The 18,401-nt window shown below is 35.9% G+C and carries 17 protein-coding genes; 16 read left to right on the plus strand and 1 reads right to left on the minus strand.

The genetic code is table 11. The features are described 5' to 3' along the window. The first annotated feature begins 8 nt into the window (after positions 1–8). From E7Z81_RS02815 to E7Z81_RS02875, 13 genes are all read left to right on the plus strand, one after another. A complete protein-coding gene (locus E7Z81_RS02815) occupies positions 9–713 on the plus strand; it encodes a glycosyltransferase family 2 protein (RefSeq protein WP_292743933.1) in 705 nt (234 codons plus the stop codon). 11 nt (positions 714–724) lie between these two features. Beyond that, the gene (locus E7Z81_RS02820) at positions 725–1,072 is read left to right on the plus strand and encodes a DUF2304 family protein (protein ID WP_292743936.1); all 348 of its coding nucleotides are present in this window, start codon (positions 725–727) and stop codon (positions 1,070–1,072) included. A gap of 3 nt (positions 1,073–1,075) precedes the next feature. Continuing rightward, positions 1,076–1,750, plus strand: a complete 675-nt coding sequence (locus tag E7Z81_RS02825) for a (Fe-S)-binding protein (protein WP_292743939.1) — start codon at positions 1,076–1,078, stop codon at positions 1,748–1,750. After that, positions 1,737–2,939, plus strand: a complete 1,203-nt coding sequence (locus tag E7Z81_RS02830) for an LUD domain-containing protein (RefSeq protein WP_292743943.1) — start codon at positions 1,737–1,739, stop codon at positions 2,937–2,939. Before E7Z81_RS02825 ends, E7Z81_RS02830 begins: the two co-directional genes overlap by 14 nt. Positions 2,940–3,057: 118 nt before the next feature. Next, entirely contained in the window at positions 3,058–3,771 is a 714-nt protein-coding gene (locus E7Z81_RS02835; RefSeq protein ID WP_292743946.1) for a (5-formylfuran-3-yl)methyl phosphate synthase, read from the plus strand. Positions 3,772–3,783: 12 nt separating this feature from the next. Next, positions 3,784–5,268 carry an IMP dehydrogenase gene (gene guaB, locus E7Z81_RS02840; RefSeq protein WP_292743949.1) on the plus strand — a complete coding sequence of 495 codons (1,485 nt, stop codon included), beginning with the start codon at positions 3,784–3,786 and terminating at the stop codon, positions 5,266–5,268. 262 nt (positions 5,269–5,530) lie between these two features. After that, positions 5,531–5,800, plus strand: coding sequence for a 50S ribosomal protein L37Ae (gene rpl37A / locus E7Z81_RS02845; protein ID WP_292743952.1), 270 nt, complete (start codon positions 5,531–5,533; stop codon positions 5,798–5,800). Positions 5,801–5,803: 3 nt separating this feature from the next. Then, positions 5,804–5,935 (plus strand): DNA-directed RNA polymerase subunit P, encoded by a 132-nt coding sequence (locus E7Z81_RS02850; protein ID WP_292743955.1) that lies wholly within the window; start codon positions 5,804–5,806, stop codon positions 5,933–5,935. Between the two features lie 139 nt (positions 5,936–6,074). Continuing rightward, a complete protein-coding gene (locus E7Z81_RS02855) occupies positions 6,075–6,461 on the plus strand; it encodes a ribonucleotide-diphosphate reductase subunit beta (RefSeq protein WP_292743960.1) in 387 nt (128 codons plus the stop codon). After that, positions 6,454–6,723 carry a KEOPS complex subunit Pcc1 gene (locus E7Z81_RS02860; protein WP_292743964.1) on the plus strand — a complete coding sequence of 90 codons (270 nt, stop codon included), beginning with the start codon at positions 6,454–6,456 and terminating at the stop codon, positions 6,721–6,723. Before E7Z81_RS02855 ends, E7Z81_RS02860 begins: the two co-directional genes overlap by 8 nt. Positions 6,724–6,743: 20 nt before the next feature. After that, a complete protein-coding gene (locus tag E7Z81_RS02865; RefSeq protein WP_292743967.1) occupies positions 6,744–7,091 on the plus strand; it encodes a prefoldin subunit beta in 348 nt (115 codons plus the stop codon). A 33-nt stretch (positions 7,092–7,124) separates the two neighbouring features. Beyond that, positions 7,125–7,409 carry a DUF3194 domain-containing protein gene (locus tag E7Z81_RS02870; RefSeq protein WP_292743970.1) on the plus strand — a complete coding sequence of 95 codons (285 nt, stop codon included), beginning with the start codon at positions 7,125–7,127 and terminating at the stop codon, positions 7,407–7,409. A 617-nt stretch (positions 7,410–8,026) separates the two neighbouring features. Continuing rightward, a complete protein-coding gene (locus E7Z81_RS02875) occupies positions 8,027–8,716 on the plus strand; it encodes a HisA/HisF family protein (protein WP_292743974.1) in 690 nt (229 codons plus the stop codon). A gap of 135 nt (positions 8,717–8,851) precedes the next feature. On the opposite strand, the gene E7Z81_RS02880 is transcribed toward E7Z81_RS02875, so the two are convergent. Further along, a complete protein-coding gene (locus E7Z81_RS02880; protein WP_292743976.1) occupies positions 8,852–9,034 on the minus strand; it encodes a hypothetical protein in 183 nt (60 codons plus the stop codon). Between the two features lie 121 nt (positions 9,035–9,155). Between E7Z81_RS02880 and E7Z81_RS02885 the strand changes: the two genes are divergently transcribed. The 3 genes from E7Z81_RS02885 (at position 9,156) to E7Z81_RS02895 (ending at position 18,394) form a co-directional block, all read left to right on the plus strand. After that, positions 9,156–10,004, plus strand: a complete 849-nt coding sequence (locus E7Z81_RS02885; protein ID WP_292743979.1) for a cation diffusion facilitator family transporter — start codon at positions 9,156–9,158, stop codon at positions 10,002–10,004. 9 nt (positions 10,005–10,013) lie between these two features. Beyond that, positions 10,014–10,835: a PfkB family carbohydrate kinase gene (locus E7Z81_RS02890; protein WP_292743982.1), complete on the plus strand. Its 822-nt coding sequence runs from the start codon at positions 10,014–10,016 to the stop codon at positions 10,833–10,835. 149 nt (positions 10,836–10,984) lie between these two features. Further along, positions 10,985–18,394, plus strand: a complete 7,410-nt coding sequence (locus E7Z81_RS02895; RefSeq protein WP_292743985.1) for a DUF3320 domain-containing protein — start codon at positions 10,985–10,987, stop codon at positions 18,392–18,394. Positions 18,395–18,401 lie beyond the last annotated feature (7 nt).

Here is an 18,401-nt window from a genome sequence, read left to right on the forward strand (position 1 = left end):
GGTGTATAATGTCATATAAAGTAACTGATGAAGATAGAAATGATACATATGTTGTTCTTCCGGCATATAATGAAGCCACTAGAATCCAGCCTGTCCTAGAGGATATAGCTAGTAAAGGATATAACATGGTCATTGTTAACGATGGCTCATCAGACAATACTCTGGAAGTTATCAAGCAATCCAAGAAATTGTTTCCAGACCAGATTCATATCTTCAATCTGCTTATCAACAGAGGTGTGGGAGTTGCCACACAGACAGGTTTTGAAGCTGTCTTGAAATATAATCCTAAATATATAGTCAGCATGGATTCGGACGGGCAGCATTCTGCCGATGATTTGGACAATGTCATAAAACCATTGGTTACTGGTGAAGCTAAGGCAGTCATTGGAGTAAGGCCTCTAAAGGACATGCCAAGAAGCAGAAACTATGCGAATGCAATCATGAATCTGCTTACAAGAATATTTTATAGGGTTGATGTAAGCGATTCCCAGACAGGATTCAGGGCAATAACCGTTGATGCATTGGAAAAAATCAGCATTAACGCTACAGGATATCTTATATCTTCAGAATTCATTCGTGAAATCAACGACAATAATATTCCATTTGCCGAGGTTCCTATTAAAACAATTTACACTCCTGAAACTCAGGCAAAAGGAACAAATGCTATTGTCGCACTTAAAATATTACTACAAATGATTAAACATCAATTTTAAAAGGTGATAATGTGTATTTATATGCTTTGATATTTCCAATAATTTCATTAATAGCGATTATTTGGTTTATTACAAGATATTTAAAAGGAAAAAATTCATTCTTTACAGTTTTTTTATGGTCAATATTTTGGATAGTTGTTAGTTTATTTGCAATATTTCCTAATGTCAGTATGACCTTTGCACGGATATTCGGTATAACCCGTGGGCTTGACTTTATAATCATTTTAGTATTTGTAATATTATTTTATACAATTTTAAAACTTTATTTCATTGTCGATAAGATGCAGAATGATTTGAATAAGATAGTTAAGGAAGTTGCACTTAACAATGAAATCACTCTTGAGGAAGAAGAGGAATAACTTATGCTTTATTTTAGAGGATGCACTGCCAGAGAAAAAGAAACAGGCATACAGGATGCAACAGAAAAGCTATTGAAATTAGCTGAAGTTGACTATCATGTACTGGAAGACGAAAAATGCTGCGGTTCCGTTCTGCTTCGGACAGGATTTTTGGATGAGGCATCTGAGCAGATTGCAAAAAACACCAAAATCCTAAGCAAAGAGGATTTAATCGTCACCTCCTGTGCCGGATGCTACAAGACACTGAAAGAGGATTACGAGGGTCTGAATGTAATTCACATTTCACAGCTTCTCGACGAACTCATCAGCCAGGGAAAGCTGAATTTCAAGAAATCCGATTTGAATGTGACCTATCATGATTCCTGTCATCTGGGCCGTCATATGGGAGTCTTTGACGAACCGCGTGATGTAATCAAATCCGTTTGCGAGTTGACTGAAATGGAAAACATTCGTGAGTCCAGCTTATGTTGTGGTGCCGGAGGAGGAGTCAAGTCAGCTTATCCTGAAATTGCCGATCAAATGGCAAAATCAAGGATTTCACAGGCAAAGGATACATCCTGCAAAACTTTAGTGACTCCATGTCCATTCTGCAAGCTCAATCTGGAAAATGATGAGCTGGAAGTACTTGATCTGACTGAATTTTTGGTAAAGTATGGTGGTATAGATGAAACCCAGTGAACTTGAAACTATGAGAAAATCCTTCAACACAGTTAAGAAAAGATCCAATTCAATCAAGGATTCTCAATCCACTAAAAGACTGGAATCAAGGGTTCGTGAAATCAAAAAATATTCAATCGAAAACAATGATGAGCTTTTAAGCCAGGCAATCGAATCATTCAGACGCAATGACATTGATGTTAGAATGGCCGAGACAGCAGATGATGCCCTAAAAATCATTGACGATTTGCTTGATGAATACGATGCGGGTGTTGTGGCCAAAGCCAAATCAAACACTCTTGGTGAAATAAACCTAAAGTCTCATCTGGCCGACAGGGATATTGATGTTGTTGAAACAGACCTTGGAGACCGTATACTTCAGCTTAAAAAGACAGATAACAAGCCGGTTCATCCGACAGGTCCTGCATCACATTTGAACGTTTCCAATATTGCAGGCATTGTCAATGAATCTCTTGACGTTAATGTCAATCCCAAGCCCCGTGAAATTATGGAGGTTGTGAGAAGTGATGTGCTAAACCGGCTTAAAAATGCCAATGTAGGTATAAGTGGAGCCAATGCAATTGCATCCGAAGAGGGGTCATGTGTAATGGTGCATAATGAGGGCAATATTTCAATAGTTTCACTAAAAGATTTGCATATAATTGTAGCTGGAATCGATAAAATCGTACCTTCACTTGAAGACGCAATCTCCATTGTGAAACTTGAAACAATCTTTGCAACAGGAAACTATGTAACATCATACATGAACGTAATTTCAGGACCCTCAAAGACTGCAGACATAGAAAAAAAGCTTCTCAAAAACATGTACGGTGCAGAAAAAGTTGTCTTGATTCTTCTGGACAACGGAAGAAGTCAGGCGACACCGGATTGTCTTTACTGCATAGGATGCGGAAACTGCGTTGTTCACTGTCCTGTCTATAATGCCGTCGGAAACGAGTTCGGATTCAACAACTACCTGGGCGGCCGTGGCGTTGCAATGTCAAAATTCATTGAAGACGATGAGACCTGCTTTGATTCAGGCCTTTACATGTGCACATTATGCGGATTATGTACTTTAAACTGTCCTGTAGCAATTCCTACAAATGAAATTATCGAGAACATGAGAAAATTGTCCACCGAAGTGGGATTCTATCCTAAGGCCCACGGCAAAATCAAGGACAATGTATCCAAAAATGATTCTCCTTACTGATTTTTTTCACTTTTTTTTAGCATAATCTTTTAAATTTTTTTTAAAAAACAATAATCTTATAAATAATAAAGAAGTAATATTATTATATTATAAAATTATATTTTATTGGAGGAAATACATGCTTCTATTAATAAGTCCTATAAATCGTGAAGAAGCTCTTGAATCTATTGAAGGTGGAGCAGATATTGTTGATGTGAAAAACCCTAAGGAAGGTTCACTAGGTGCAAACTTCCCATGGGTCATTAAAGAAATCAGAGAATTAACCCCTGAAGACAAGCTTGTAAGTGCTACTTTAGGTGATGTACCTTACAAACCAGGTACAGTTTCACTTGCAGCAATGGGTGCCCACGTTTCAGGTGCAGATTATATTAAAGTCGGATTATATGGAACAAAAGACCATGACGAAGCGGTTGAAGTTATGGAAAATGTCGTAAAAACTGTAAAAGATATCAGCGAAGATACAATTATTGTAGCCGCAGGCTATGCAGATGCTCACCGTGTAGGTGCAGTTGATCCTATGGAAATTCCAAAAGTTGCAAAAGATGCAGGATGCGACCTTGCCATGCTGGATACTGCAGTCAAAGACGGTCACACATTATTTGATTACTTAGATTTAGATAAACTAAAAGAATTTGTAGAAGAAGCTCACGGATACGGTTTAATGACCGCACTTGCAGGTTCCGTTAAAAAAGACCAGTTAAAACCTTTACATGATATCGGATGTGATGTTGTAGGTATCAGGGGAGCTGCATGTGTAGGCGGTGACAGAAATACCGGAAAAATCCACCATACCGCAGTAGCTGAGCTTAAAGAACTAATTGATTCATTTTAATCGGGTGTAATTATGTCATATTCAAAAAAAGTCCAAGAAGCAAGAATGTCTTATACTTTTGATGATTTTCTTTTAACTCCTAATGCAAGTTATGTGGAACCTAAAGACATTGATACCACTGTAGAACTTGGAAAAGGAATCAAGTTAAATATTCCTGTATTGAGTGCTGCAATGGATACAGTAACTGAAGCAGATCTTGCAATAGCAATGGCACAGCAAGGTGGTGTCGGAGTTATTCACAGAAACATCTCACTTGAAAGACAGGTAGAGGAAGTCAAAAAGGTAAAAAATGCAGAAGATTTAACAATTCGTGATGTTATAACCATTTCTCCAGATTCTACAGTTTCTGAAGCTCAGTCATTAATGAGAAATGAACTTATCAGTGGTTTACCTGTAGTTGACGGCGATAAAATTATGGGAATTATCTCAAAAAGGGATATCAGACCTTTCTTGAAATCTCAACCGTCAACAGCAATTAAGGACATCATGACTTCTGATGTGGTAACCGTTGAAGAAGGCGTTTCCGCTGAAGAGGCACTTAATATTGCCTATGAAAATAAGGTTGAAAGACTTCCTGTTGTCCGTGACGGCAAGCTTGTAGGAATCATTACAATCAAGGATATCCTTAACCAGGACCAGTATCCTAACGCTGCCCGTGACAAGGACGGAAACTTTTTAGTTGCTGCAGCATGCGGTCCATTTGACCTTGACAGGGCAATGGCTTTAGACCAGGCAGGTGCAGACATTGTTTCCATTGACTGTGCTCATGCTCACAACATGAATGTTGTTAAATTCACAGAAACCATTAAGGATAACATTGATGCTGAATTATGTGTAGGTAACATCGCTACTGCTCAGGCAGCTGAAGACTTGATATCCATGGGTGTAGATGCACTTAAAGTAGGTATCGGTCCGGGTTCAATGTGTACTACTCGTATTGTAGCAGGTGTAGGTGTACCTCAGCTCACTGCAATTTCAGATGTGGCTGATGCAGCTGCAGATACAGGAATTCCTGTAATTGCTGACGGAGGTATAAGATACTCAGGAGATGTTGCAAAAGCTATCGGTGCAGGTGCAGATGCAGTAATGCTTGGAAACTTGCTTGCAGCATCCTTGGAAGCTCCTGGTGAAATTGTTGTAATGAACGGTAAGCAATATAAGAAATACCGTGGAATGGGATCTATGGGCGCAATGACCAGTGAATATGATGGTGGAGCAGACAGATACTTCCAGGGCCAAAAAAGTAAAATGAACCATACTAAATATGTCCCTGAAGGAATTGAAGGTGCTGTACCATACAGAGGAACTATCGAAGAAATCCTCTTCCAGTTGGTCGGCGGTTTAAAATCATCCATGGGTTACTGCGGTGCAGAAGACATTGCAGCAATGAAAGAAAAAGCAAACTTTGTTAGGATTACAAGCAGTGGAATCAAGGAATCCCACCCTCATGACTTGTTAATCACTAATGAAAGTCCTAATTATCCAACTCTCGAATAGTTGGATATTATTTAATATTTTTTTTTGATGGGAATTTAAAATATTAGCATGAATATTTATAAGAAGGACTTGTTCTCATCAATGATTATATTTTATAATGGAAATTAATTTTTTCTTAAAATTACTAATTTTAAGCAAACCTTTAAATATTAGTTAATTCAATATTATCATATTAGATAATTTTATGATTATTTTATATAATCAGGTAAATTCAAGGAATTTACTATTTAATTAAATTTTATTATTTACGGAGAGATTATAAATGGCAAGAACTAAAAAAGTTGGTATTACAGGAAGGTTCGGTGCAAGATACGGAAGAAAAGCAAAAAGATCTGTTAAAATCATTGAAGAAAACATGAAAAAAAATCATGTTTGTCCTAAATGTGATAGACCATATGTAAAAAGACAAGCTGCTGGAATCTGGAAATGCAGAAAATGTGGTGCAGTATTCACCGGAGGAGCTTACGTTCCACAAACTCCTATGGCAAAATCTGCAGCACGCAGTATCAGAGACATTCGTGTGGAGGAATAGGCCTTGTATAGATGTCCACGTTGTGGAGCAGAAGTAGACCATAAGAGCTACATGGAAAATAAATGTCCTAAATGTAGATACAGGATTTTATTTAAAGAAGTTCCAGAAACCACTAGAATCATAAAAGCAAGATAATTCTTTGCTTTTACTATATTTTTTACTATTTTTGATTTAAATGTTAATTTCCACTTCTAGAAAACCTTCTCAAAAAACTAGAAAGTTTTGTAAAAATTTAGCACGCGTTACCGGTTCAACCTCTGTCAACAGGGGTAAAATGAATATGCGCGAACTTCTGTTGAAGGCGCTGGAACTTGAGGAAGTTAACCTGGCAGTCGTCAATGAGATTAAGGGAAATCCAAGTAAAATAACTTTTTATTCAAATAAAGGAGAAGTTTTGCTGACAATTCTTATCAGCATTTCACAGGATTCAGAAAAGCTCAACATTGCTCCATCAAAATTGAAAATAGTTTCAAAGGTAGAAGAGCTTAATGTGTTAAGCGATATTCTAGGCATTGAATTGGTGGACATAGCAGAGGATAATTTCATTCTAATTTCTTCTGATGAGAAATTAGCGGCTAAAATAAATTTCATTAATAAATTTGGAGATAAAATCAATTTCCAAATCAATGTTAAAAAGATTTTAGAGGATGTACATGATTGATGAAACACCTCTCGAATCTGTCAAAAGCAATATATCCATTGAGTTTGAAAATGAAGGTCAGGCCAAGATAATTTATGACGCTATTGTTTTAGAGTTCGAAACAGCTCCTGACTTCAGATCATCAATGACTATAGATGTGGATGGTTCAAATATACTGATTAACATTGATGCAGAGGATTCAACATCTTTCAGGGCATCTGTTAATTCAGCCATAAAATGGATAAAATTGGCATTAGAGATAAATAACTTGACAAACTTATAAATTAATAATTAGGTGATAATATGGAGATTCCTGAAAATATTCAAAATCAATTAAATCAGTTTCAACAATTACAGCAACAAGCTCAAGCTGTAACCATGCAAGTTCAGAATGTTGAAATCCAAATTCAAGAAACTGAAAAAGCTTTAGATGAACTTAAAAAATCCGATGAAAATACTGAAGTATTTAAACAAGCTGGAACTTTACTCATTAAAGTTGAATACGCAGATGCATTGTCCGAAATGGAAGACAAATTAGAAACTCTTCAGTTAAGAAAACAAACCATGTCTCGCCAGGAAGAAAGAGTCATGAAAAAACTTGAAGAAATGCAAGCAACCATTCAAAACGCAATGCAAGGTATGGGCCAATAGGCTTAATACTTTTTCTTTTTTTTATAGATTAACATGTCCAAACTTAAAAAATTATCTCAGGATGACCTGTCCAAAATTTCCGATGATTTCGGTGAAATCCTGGAAAGGGAAGTTTCTAAAAACATTTCAACAAAAGAAATTGAAGATTTGGATTTGGATATTACCATCAATTATGAAAACGACCAGCTTGATGTTGATGTTGATGTTGGAGTTATTTTCGATGAGCTTTCTGAAATCAGCCAGGACCAGATCATGAAATCCATTGATGAAGCTTATTTGAAGTTTGATTCTTATATTGATGAGAATTTCAGGGAATAATTATTTTTTTTAAATCCGTAAGTATTACTTATTATACTTTTTTTATTATATTAAGTATTACTTTTTTATAAAAAAGTATTTATAGTATAATTTCAATATAATTATTTGTGCAATGCGAGGTAAAAAATAAAGCCATATTGTTTGCATCAAAATTGAAAAAAGTTTGGAGTAATCTCAATAGCTTAGCAATATTAAGACAAACACGTAATACTATCTTTCAAATTCCCTCTTTTTGTTACTTCAAACTTACTTTTTTCAATTTAACTTTATCAAGCTAATTTTATTAAATTTTAAGATTTTTAATAGCCTAAAAATTCGGCGTTTTATGATTTTTTATTTTTTTTGAACATTAGTTTAATTAATTTTATTATTTTAATATGTAATACTAATTTTTGTTAATAAATTTAAAAATTATATATTCAAGTTTACTTTAATTTTTCTAAATTATAGTAACATTTATATAGGATGTAAATAAAATTAATATTTAGAGGTTCATAACACTTTTTGTTATTAATCAAAATTGATCATTATTTTTATATACTCGGAGAAGAGCCCAAACACCTTTGCTCTTCTCACCTCCTTAAGTTTTTAATACTTCTTTTGTCCAATTATTTAATATGATTAAAAAAATTCCAGTTATAGATTTAAAACAAGGCCAGGCCGTCAGCGGAAAATCAGGAATGAGAGACACATACACTCCATTAAGAACTGTTTTTGCACCATCAGCAAATCCCGTTGAAATAGCCCAGGGACTAAAGTTGAACGGTGCCGACGAGATGTATATAGCTGATTTGGACCTTATAGAATCACAGGGCCACAACATCAATGACATCAGGATGGTCAATACAATATTACCTGTTCTTTTTGACGGTGGAGTTAAAAACTGTGAATCATTCGAATTCTTCCTGGATTTCGCCTACAAAGTAATTGTTCCGACAGAAACTCTTGAAAGCATTGACGAGATGAAAAAGATATTCGAAAAATTCCCAAAAGAAAGAATTGTAATAAGCGTGGATGTAAAGGATGACGAGCTTCTCTCAAAACACATGGACCTGACACTGTCTGAATTTAAACAAATCATGATTGAACTTAATCCGAATGAAATAATCCTTCTGGATATAAGCGGTGTGGGCACAGAAAAGGGATACAATGAGAAACTCCTTGAAGAATTCAGCGAACTAAAAGACAAACTGATAATTGCAGGCGGTTTAAATAAAGATTCTTTGGTTGAATTGGAATCTCTGGGAATAAAAAAAGTACTGATAGGCACAAGCCTGCACTCAGGTGAAGTTAATCTTCTAGACTAAAGTGAAACAAGATGCAAATTGTATTCTAACTTAGTAAAGGTACACTAGTAATTGTGAAAATTTTAAATAAAAACTTAAAAAAAGTAATGGAATATCTCCATAAAAATAAATAAAACATTAACAGTTTCAAACAATCTAGACTAAAACACTTAAAACAAGGTACGGGAATATGCATGCAATTATGAATAATGCGATTCCTAATCCTAATTTTGGTTTATCTTCATCCAAAGCTCCGGATATTATCAGAATTATTGAAAAGAATCCGAAAACCACTGGTAAAATATGTGAAAATATTGTTGTTCCAACTATTGATGCCATTTTTTATCACTACTATAAATTTACATTTTTTAATTATATAAATCTAACTTAATTTTACTTTATTTTTTGTTATTTTTAAGTTTAATTAATTTTTTATATTATTTTTTGCAAATATTTATTTATGAGAATTGATACGCATCATCATCACAAAAAAGCCGGTGAAAATTTGGCATTTGTATTTTTCATCAATCTGACATTCAATATAATAGTCATACTTGGCGGTTTGGCAACAAACAGTATGGCAATTCTTGCAGATTGCATTCACGATTTGGCAGATACAATTTCCATAGCTTTTGCATGGATTCTTGAAAAGGTTTCCCAAAAGGATTCAACTGAAAAGTATTCTTACGGATACCAGAGGTTTTCCATACTCGGTGCAGTGGTAATTTCTGTTTTTGTTATTGTGATGGCATTTGTGATTTTGCAGGAAGCTATTCCTAGACTGTTTTCTCCGGAAGGTGTTGATGCTGAAGGAATGCTTGTTATAGCGGTAGTCGGTTTGATATTCAAATCAATTTCAGTTTACCGTCTTCATAAGGGTGAAACATTCAATGAAAAGGCGATATTTCTCCATCAGCTGGGGGATATTTTTGAATGGCTTGCCATTTTGATATTGAGTGCTGTTCTGATATTCTGGGATGGGGCCCCATATCTGGATCCTTTCGTTTCAATCGGAATCGCTTTATGGCTGATTTTCAATCTTGGAAGAAACCTCTATAAATCCCTTGAGGTTTTACTTCAAAAAACACCGGATTACTTTGATGTTGATCAGTTCAAAGGTCAGATTCTTTCAATAGATGGAGTAAACGGCATCGATGATTTCCATATATGGTCACTTGACGGAATAGATTCTGTAATGACATTAAAGGTTGATGTGGATTTTGGAAAAAATGTTGAGCTTATCAAAAAGGAAATCTATGAGATTTCTCATGAGTATCATATTGTCGACATTACAGTTGAATTAGGTTAAGGTATTATTATGACACTGGTTATCATAGGTCCTGTAACCCAGGATATAATAAGGATTGGTGGTGATGAGTCCTATAAGGTCGGAGGGGCGACTTACTATCAGAGTTTTGTTTTTGAAGAATTCTACGGTGACTATCTGGCTATTGTTAATTGCGGTGATGAAAGTTTGCTCAATGACTTTCCGGATTTATCAAAAGTCAGACCAATACTGAAGGACAACACTCATTTTTTCATTAACAGCTATCCGTATCCTGATAATTTAAATATCAGACATCAATCAAGCAATTTTGCAGATATTCCTGTTTTAAAAAGTGATCTGGAAGAAATTTTACCTGATGAGATTGACGGCTTTGTATTGAATCCCTTGAACCGTCATGATTTTCCACCTGAGACAGTCGAATATCTGAAAAGCTTCAACGTTCCAGTCTTCATGTCTCTTCAGGGTTTTTTGAGGACTGAAGGCAATCAAGTAAATGACAATTATGAAATAGAATTATGCAAGTTTGATGAGTTAAGTACAATTTTAAATGGTGTTGATGTCATTTTCCTTGACGAGGCTGAAAAAAATTTCATTGGAAGCAACGTTGATGTGGATGAGATGGTAATTACAGATGGAAGTAACGGATCTAGAATTGTCGGTGACGGCGAGATAAAGGTTGATGCAGTAAAATGTGAAAATGTTGTGGATACTACTGGTTGTGGAGATACCTACATGGCGGCCTATATTTCACAAAAATTACTGATGAAATCTTCCAGAACTGCAGGAAACTTCGCATCTCGCATTGCCAGTGAAAAAATAAATAATTACGGCCCTTATAATTTCAACAAATAATCGACTTTTCAAATGTTATTGTAATACTTTTTTATATTCGGTATTTTTTATTTTAAATACTTTTTAATTATTTAGAAAACTTTATAAATAAATATAATTATAATTATATATGCATTTCGAATTTTTTTTTACACTTTTAAAGGGTCATCATGTTAAACAAGTCAACTAATATAATCGAAAAGGAATTTAAGAATTTACGTAGGGAGCTATTGGATTTAACATTAAGAAATCAACTTCTTAACTTTAAAGCAAGAGCTAAAACCATTACAATCGTAAACCAGTCCCCTGTAAATCTTTTCCAGACATTGGTTCTTCAAGAAAACAAGATGTATTTTGTAGCCAACAAGAAGGATAAAAAAGAGGACAAGTCATCTGTCTGGGACCATATTCCATTTGATTTTTCAAAGTTTTCAGAAGGCGACAGAAAGTTAGCAACAGATTTGACCCCAAAGGAACTTCAAAAAAGATTATATTACATTAACAACCAGGCAAAGACAATGCTCCAGGAGCAGGGTTACAATATCCTCTATCTGGCTGTCGGATTTCTGGAATGGAAAGACAAATCCAAGCCAAGACAGAAAAATAACGCTCCTCTCGTATTGATTCCGGTTTCAATGGAAAGGAAAAAAGTCGGAGAATCATTCAACCTCGAATGGACAGGGGAAGATATCCAAACCAACATCTCACTTAAGGCAAAGCTTCTTGAAGCAGGCATTGAACTTCCTGATTTCCAGTTCAAAAGATACGGCGAGGTCATTGACCATTACATTGCAAGTGTGCGCCGTGTCATTTCAAGAATGGACGGATGGGAAGTAAACACCAATGTAGCTTTAGGTTTTTTCAGTTTCACAAAATTTGTAATGTATAACGATTTAAACCCTGAAGCATGGGCCGACAATGTTGATTTGACTAAAAACGAATTGATACAGGCCATTTTTAATCCTGCAAAAAATGATCAGGAATCATTCAGGGAAGAAGACATTGACTCAAGGCTTGAATATCAGAACATGTATCAGGTTCTTGATGCGGATTCATCACAGATTGCAGCTATTCAGGACGTTAAGGCAGGCTGCAATCTTGTTGTGGAAGGACCGCCTGGAACCGGAAAATCACAGACTATTGTAAACCTTATTGCTGAGCTTCTGGCTGAAGGCAAATCAGTTCTGTTTGTATCAGAAAAGATGGCGGCACTGGATGTTGTAAAGGACCGTCTGACCGCTGTAGGTTTGGGCAAGTTTGTTCTTGAACTCCATTCCCATAAAACCAGACGTAAAAAATTCCTAAAGGACCTGCAGAAGGCAACCAATGTAAGGGCACAGGAACCACTGAACATTGACCAGACAATCCGTAAACTGGAAACCTTACGCCGCCAGCTGGATGACTATTCACAAATCATTCACAAACCTGCATTTGCAGTGAATTTATCTCCGTTCCAACTGTACGGAATGAAAGAATCTGCCGATGACCATTTCTCAAGAAAGGATACACTGATGCCTCTGGTCAGATTTGAAAATCCGGAAAGTGTCACATTGAAAGATTTGGATGACATGAAAATAGCTCTTGAAAATCTCGCAGAGCTCTATCAGACAATTTCCCGTGAAAATCCATGGAGCAAGTGCGCTCCTAAAAGTTTGCTTCCGGCCGATTTAAGGGAAATAGAAATGCTGATTAACGACACTCTTCACAGCCTGGACAATTTCCTTGTTGAGCGTGGAAGGGTTTATGACATTTATGGAATTAAAAAGCCGGATACATTAAACGAGTTTCAAAATTCACTTTCCGCATTTGAGGTAATCAAGTCACAGAATGCGGAGCTTATTGATGCAAGCATCATAAAGTCCGGGGCATGGAACAATAACAATGACGATGCATTCAGATTAATCAACGAGCTTCAAAGATATCAGAAATATGCTCCTGCCTTAAACAAGTTTAATCAGAACATTTTCCAGGCGGATATTGACCGGTTGATATATGAGCTGAGAAATCTCTCACATAAGAAATTCAGGTTCTTTAACAATAAACAGCATATTGAGCTTGTTGACAGATATTATGCAATACCAGTACCTGGAAGTGTTGATGAAATAATAAGGGATTTACAGGAAGCTAAAGCAATAATCAAAATCAGAAAAACCCTTGAAGCCAACAATGCACTGGGCCAAAAATATTATGGAGGATATTGGCATTTGAATGCAAATCCTCAGGATTTAGTGGCTATTGCACGCTGGATGAATGAATTTTCAGCACTTGTGCGTGAAGGAACATTTTCACAGAATACAATTGACATGATGAGTAAGGATCTCTTTGATTTCAAACCTGAAAGGGACCTTGCAGAATATATTGAGTCCGGAGAGGAGTTTGTCAGAGTATTGTCAAAGCTTAGGGACAAATTAAATCCTAGAAGCAAATTAATCTTTAAAAGAGAAACAGGTGACGTACCGTTTGAGGCATGGCAGCAACAGTTGTATAATTGGAGAGGACAGCTATCAAGCCTTCACTTATGGTCACAATATTTAAATACTAAAAACAGGCTTAAAAGCTCAAATGCAAAGATGTTTGTAGATTCAATCGAAAAAAGAAACATTCACAAGGATGACATTAACGCACTGGTTGAAGGAAACTTTGCAGATTCACTTTTAAATATATTATTCATTGAAAATCAGGAACTGGCTACATTCGTAGGTGAACTTCACGAAAACAGAATTCGTGAATTCAAGGATTTGGATAAAAAGATTTTAACATTAAACCGTAAAAGGATATTCCATAAGCTGAACAGCAACATTCCAAAAATATTCGGCGGAACAGAAAATCCTCAAGCTAAAATATTGGCAGGAGAATTTACAAGAAAAAGCGGACACATGCCGGTTCGAAAACTCTTGGAAAAAGCCGGCGGAATGATAAAACAAATCAAACCTTGTTTCATGATGTCCCCGTTATCCATTGCACAATATTTGGATCCTACAAATGAAGAGCTTCAGTTTGACGTTGTTATTTTTGACGAAGCAAGTCAGGTAAAACCTGAAGATGCATTAGGTGCATTCATGAGAGGTAAAACCGCAGTGGTTATGGGAGACACCCAACAATTGCCTCCTACATCATTTTTCGACCAGATGTCCGATGCAGACAGCGACGAGGAAGAGGCAACATCACTGGACATGGAAAGTATTCTTCATTTATGTAAACTGTCATTCCCGGTTAAGATGCTTAAATGGCACTACCGTTCCCGTCATGAATCATTAATCACAGTTTCAAACAGGGAATTTTACGATAATGACCTTTTGGTTTATCCTTCACCTTCACATTCAGACCCTGAACTAGGTTTGAAATTCCACTACAATCCGAATACACAGTATCTAAGAGGAGCATCATCCAAAAACCCTCTTGAAGCAGATGATGTTGTAGAGGAGATATTCAACCACTTTGAAAAATACGGTGATACAAAAAGTTTAGGAGTCGGAACATTTTCAGTTGCCCAAAAGAACGCAATACTGGAAGCACTGGAAGTAAAACGTAAGGAACATCCGGAATATGAACCTCTGTTTTCAGACAATAAGGAAGAACGTTTCTTCGTTAAAAACCTTGAAACAATACAGGGGGATGAAAGGGATGTTATTCTAATCAGTGTCGGTTACGGCTATGATCAGGACGGAAAGATGTCCTTAAACTTCGGTCCGTTAAATCAGGATGGTGGAGAAAGACGTTTAAATGTACTGATTACACGTGCAAGAGAAAAATGTGTAGTATTTTCAAACTTTAAAGCTTACGACATGAATTTAACAGCTAACCCTCCATATGGGGTTAAATCCTTAAAAGAATTTCTGGAATATGCTGAAAACCTTACTTTGGGAACCAGCAATACTGATGAATATTCAAAAGAACCGTTTGAAGATGCAATAGCAAGTTTCCTGCAGGAAAACGGATATACTGTTGACAGACAAATCGGATGTGCAGGATTCAGAGTTGACTTGGCTATTGTAGATGATGAAAACCCTGGAAAATACATCCTGGGTATTACAACTGACGGTAAAATGTATTCCTCAAGTAAAGTTGCCCGTGACAGGGACAGGCTCCGTGAACAGGTATTGACAGGTTTAGGCTGGAAATTATACCATTTATGGTCAACCGACTGGTACAGAAATAGGGATTTAGGCCGTAAAAAACTTCTTGAGTTTGTGGAAAAATCAATTCGTCAAACCAGAGAAGAGGAAAAACGCAGATCTGAAGAAGAGAAGAAACTGGCTAAGAAAAGAAGAATTGAAGCTGAGAAAAAAGCAGAAGAATTGCGTTTAGCCCGTGAAAGGGAAGAAAAAGAAAAAGCTGAAAAAGAAGCAGAAGAAGCCGAAATAAATCCTGAAGACATTGGACCTGCTGATTTTGTAGAGGTTGAAAAAGTTGATGACGGAGATATCTTAGAAAAACCTATTGATGTAAGTGAAATAGATCCTAAGGAATTCTTTGAAGATGATGACGCTGTAAAAAAACCTGTTAAAGACAATTCAATTAATGAAGATAATGTTTCAAAAGATGCTCCTTCAGAATTTGTAACTGTTGAAGACATTGAAAAGGATGAACCTGAATTCAAACCTGATAAATCCGAATTCATAGGTGAAGATTCCATTGATGAACAGATAGAAGATTTGGAAAACATAAAAACAGAAACAATTGGTGAAGATTCTGAGGATAGTGTAAATGATGTAGATGATATTGTTGTTGAGCAAGCCGCTGGTGGTGCAGATTCAGCTACTGAAAATGTATTTGAATTTAAAGACAACGATTTTGATGAGGATAATGTTGCAGATGAGAAAGTATCCGAATCCAACGATATTGATATTGATGATAGTGTTAATGTTGCAGATGAAGGCACTGTTGAAAGTACTGATTCTGTAAATGAAAATGTATCTGAATTTAAAGATGATGATTTTGATGACAGTGTTAATGTTGCAGATGAGGTTAATGTTGAGGGTGCTGATTCTGTAAATGGTAATGTGTCTGATTCTAAAGATGATGATTTTGATGATTCTCCGGACAAGGAAGTCTGGGAGTCACAGGAAGAACCTGCAGATAAAAATGATGATGCTGAAGTTTGGGAAGATGATGAAGAAATTTCCCCTGAAGACAATGCCGAAGTTTGGGAAGATGATACTGATTATGCAGATGAACACCAGGAACCGAAATCATTCAAACAGATAGTTAAAGATTTATTGCGCCCTGAAAGGGATGAGGATGATGAATCTGATAACAATAAGTCATCAATCTTTTCAGGACTTAAGTTCCACAAGGATCTTGGCAAAAATTCAGTTTTCGAAGATGACTTGGATGAAGGTATTCCTGATGAGGATATTGAGGATAAATCTGCTAAGCAATCTGATAAGGTTGATTTGGGTTCAGATGATGATTATATTTATGTAGATCACAGCAATGATGAGGTTGCTGATGAAATTAATCATGATGACTTCAATATTGAAGATTACGCTTCAAAAGTTGAAAAAGAGCCTATAACTGAAGAATATGAAGAACCAGTCACTGAAGAATATGGTGCTGGTTTCGAAGAAGAAAAATCAGAACCGGTTAATAACATTAAAAAACCTGTTTTCTCTGATAAAATCAATATAGAACATGATGAACCTTCAAAAGAAGTAGATAATGATGATGTTAATGTTAATGTTGATGATGGTGTTGATTTAGGTTCTGAGGATGTTAATGTTAATGTTGATGATGGTGTTGATTTAGGTTCTGAGGATGTCCATGTTAAAGACGATGTTAACGCTGATGATGATTATATTTATGTAGACCATAGTGATGATGAAATAGCTGAGGAAAACGAAGATGATTTTGACGTTGATGAAATTCGCCAAAATGTCAGACCTAAAACTAAATCAAAAAGAGCAAGTTTTGTAAAACAGATATTCTCAGATGTTGTTTCAGGCGAATCTCAGCTTGAACCTGAAGAAATTGAAACTGTAAGGGGAGTGGTCATTGATGAAGAGATTCCTTCACACAGACCTGCACCTAGCGATGACAATGTGGTTGAAGCTGAAATAGTGACTGAGGATATGGATTATTCACAGGATATTCCATTGGAAAAACCTACTCCAAAAGAGGATTATTACTTTGAAGAGGATGAAGAGTTAAACATATTCAATGATGAATTACCTGACTTAAGTCATGATGACTATGAAGAGATTCATGATGAAGCCGAAAGAGTAATTGACAAGGCCATGGATGAGTTTATGGATGAGGTATTCAGCAGCAAAGAATCTTCTTTAAGAAACGAATCATCAGACAGTTTCAAAACTGAAAACATCGATGATATAATTGACAATAATAATAAGTCCTTTGAAGATTATCCTGAACCTGAAGATGTTCAGGATTATGAAATTCCACATGACAATGATGATGACATAAATAATTTTGAATCCAGCATTGAAGATCATTATGTTGATGAGGAAATAGTTCCGGATTCTACCTCACAAATTCAAGAAAATGAAAGCAGTGCTGAAAACATACAAACTTCTGAGGATACACCTTTACCTGAAGATGTTTACTTCAAGGGTGCAACTGATGTTACAAATCCATTAAGAAAAAATAATGTTTATTATAAAAACGAGCATAAAAAGTCACTGAAGGATTCTATCCGAGGAATTAAAAAGGATATGCAGTATATCAATAAATCCTTAAATGAAATTGAAAATCCTACCCAAATAGATTATGTTTCAGTGGTTGACAGAACAGAGGAATACGACCCTAATGAGTATTTATCCAAGCCAAGCGATGATGACTCAGACAAGATTATTCAGATGGAGGAAGAATTAGCCGGCAATAATTTCGAATCCGATTTCGTTGAGGATGATGTTATTGTTAATGTCACTCACAGACCTATTACCGAAGAGCAGAAAGATCAGGCATTGGAGGACATTATCCAGTCAGCCAATGAAGATTATAAGGAAATTGAAAAGGAAAGATTCCACAATAACAACAAGCTTAAGGCATTTGATGATAAAAAGCTTCCTGGCAAGAAAAAGCTTGAAGATGAGATAATCGACTATGTTCAGGTCACAGACATAGGTATAACATCACAAAATGAGCTCTACTCACAGCCAATATCCAACATTTCCAAATCAGTAGTCAGAATTGTGGATGTTGAAGGACCAATACACGTTAAAGAAGTTACAAAAAGAGTCAAGGACAGCTGCCACATTAAAAGGGCAGGTTCCAATTTGAAAAAGACAGTTCAGGCCGCCATCAGTGAAGCCGAAAATACCGGAGATATAATCAGAATTGGAGATTTCCTCTATGATGCATCCAACAATAATGTTGTTATCAGAAGAAGGCAAAAACCTAACATTGAACTGATTTCTGATGAGGAAATATCAAAAAGCATTGAACTTGTACTTCTTCATAAGGGCAATGTTTCAACAAAACAGATTGCCAAGGAAACTTCACGCAATTTCGGTTTCAAATCCACCTCCAAAAAGACTGCAGCAAGAATCAACAGTGTTTTAGATTTAATGATTGCAAACAACCGTGTAAAAATAGTCAATGATTATGTTGAGCTAAATTAGGTGATTT

The organism is Methanobrevibacter sp. (assembly GCF_015062935.1).
Classification (GTDB): Archaea; Methanobacteriota; Methanobacteria; order Methanobacteriales; family Methanobacteriaceae; genus Methanocatella.

What these genes read in the sequence shown, in the direction of transcription:
- E7Z81_RS02875 (WP_292743974.1), top strand. Translation starts at nt 8,027, where the DNA reads ATGATTAAAAAAATTCCAGTTATAGATTTAAAACAAGGCCAGGCCGTC.
- E7Z81_RS02825 (WP_292743939.1), top strand. Translation starts at nt 1,076, where the DNA reads ATGCTTTATTTTAGAGGATGCACTGCCAGAGAAAAAGAAACAGGCATA.
- guaB (WP_292743949.1), top strand. Translation starts at nt 3,784, where the DNA reads ATGTCATATTCAAAAAAAGTCCAAGAAGCAAGAATGTCTTATACTTTT.
- E7Z81_RS02860 (WP_292743964.1), top strand. Translation starts at nt 6,454, where the DNA reads ATGATTGATGAAACACCTCTCGAATCTGTCAAAAGCAATATATCCATT.
- rpl37A (WP_292743952.1), top strand. Translation starts at nt 5,531, where the DNA reads ATGGCAAGAACTAAAAAAGTTGGTATTACAGGAAGGTTCGGTGCAAGA.
- E7Z81_RS02890 (WP_292743982.1), top strand. Translation starts at nt 10,014, where the DNA reads ATGACACTGGTTATCATAGGTCCTGTAACCCAGGATATAATAAGGATT.
- E7Z81_RS02830 (WP_292743943.1), top strand. Translation starts at nt 1,737, where the DNA reads ATGAAACCCAGTGAACTTGAAACTATGAGAAAATCCTTCAACACAGTT.
- E7Z81_RS02885 (WP_292743979.1), top strand. Translation starts at nt 9,156, where the DNA reads ATGAGAATTGATACGCATCATCATCACAAAAAAGCCGGTGAAAATTTG.
- E7Z81_RS02815 (WP_292743933.1), top strand. Translation starts at nt 9, where the DNA reads ATGTCATATAAAGTAACTGATGAAGATAGAAATGATACATATGTTGTT.
- E7Z81_RS02855 (WP_292743960.1), top strand. Translation starts at nt 6,075, where the DNA reads ATGAATATGCGCGAACTTCTGTTGAAGGCGCTGGAACTTGAGGAAGTT.
- E7Z81_RS02880 (WP_292743976.1), bottom strand. Translation starts at nt 9,034, where the DNA reads ATGGCATCAATAGTTGGAACAACAATATTTTCACATATTTTACCAGTG.
- E7Z81_RS02835 (WP_292743946.1), top strand. Translation starts at nt 3,058, where the DNA reads ATGCTTCTATTAATAAGTCCTATAAATCGTGAAGAAGCTCTTGAATCT.
- E7Z81_RS02865 (WP_292743967.1), top strand. Translation starts at nt 6,744, where the DNA reads ATGGAGATTCCTGAAAATATTCAAAATCAATTAAATCAGTTTCAACAA.
- E7Z81_RS02895 (WP_292743985.1), top strand. Translation starts at nt 10,985, where the DNA reads ATGTTAAACAAGTCAACTAATATAATCGAAAAGGAATTTAAGAATTTA.
- E7Z81_RS02870 (WP_292743970.1), top strand. Translation starts at nt 7,125, where the DNA reads ATGTCCAAACTTAAAAAATTATCTCAGGATGACCTGTCCAAAATTTCC.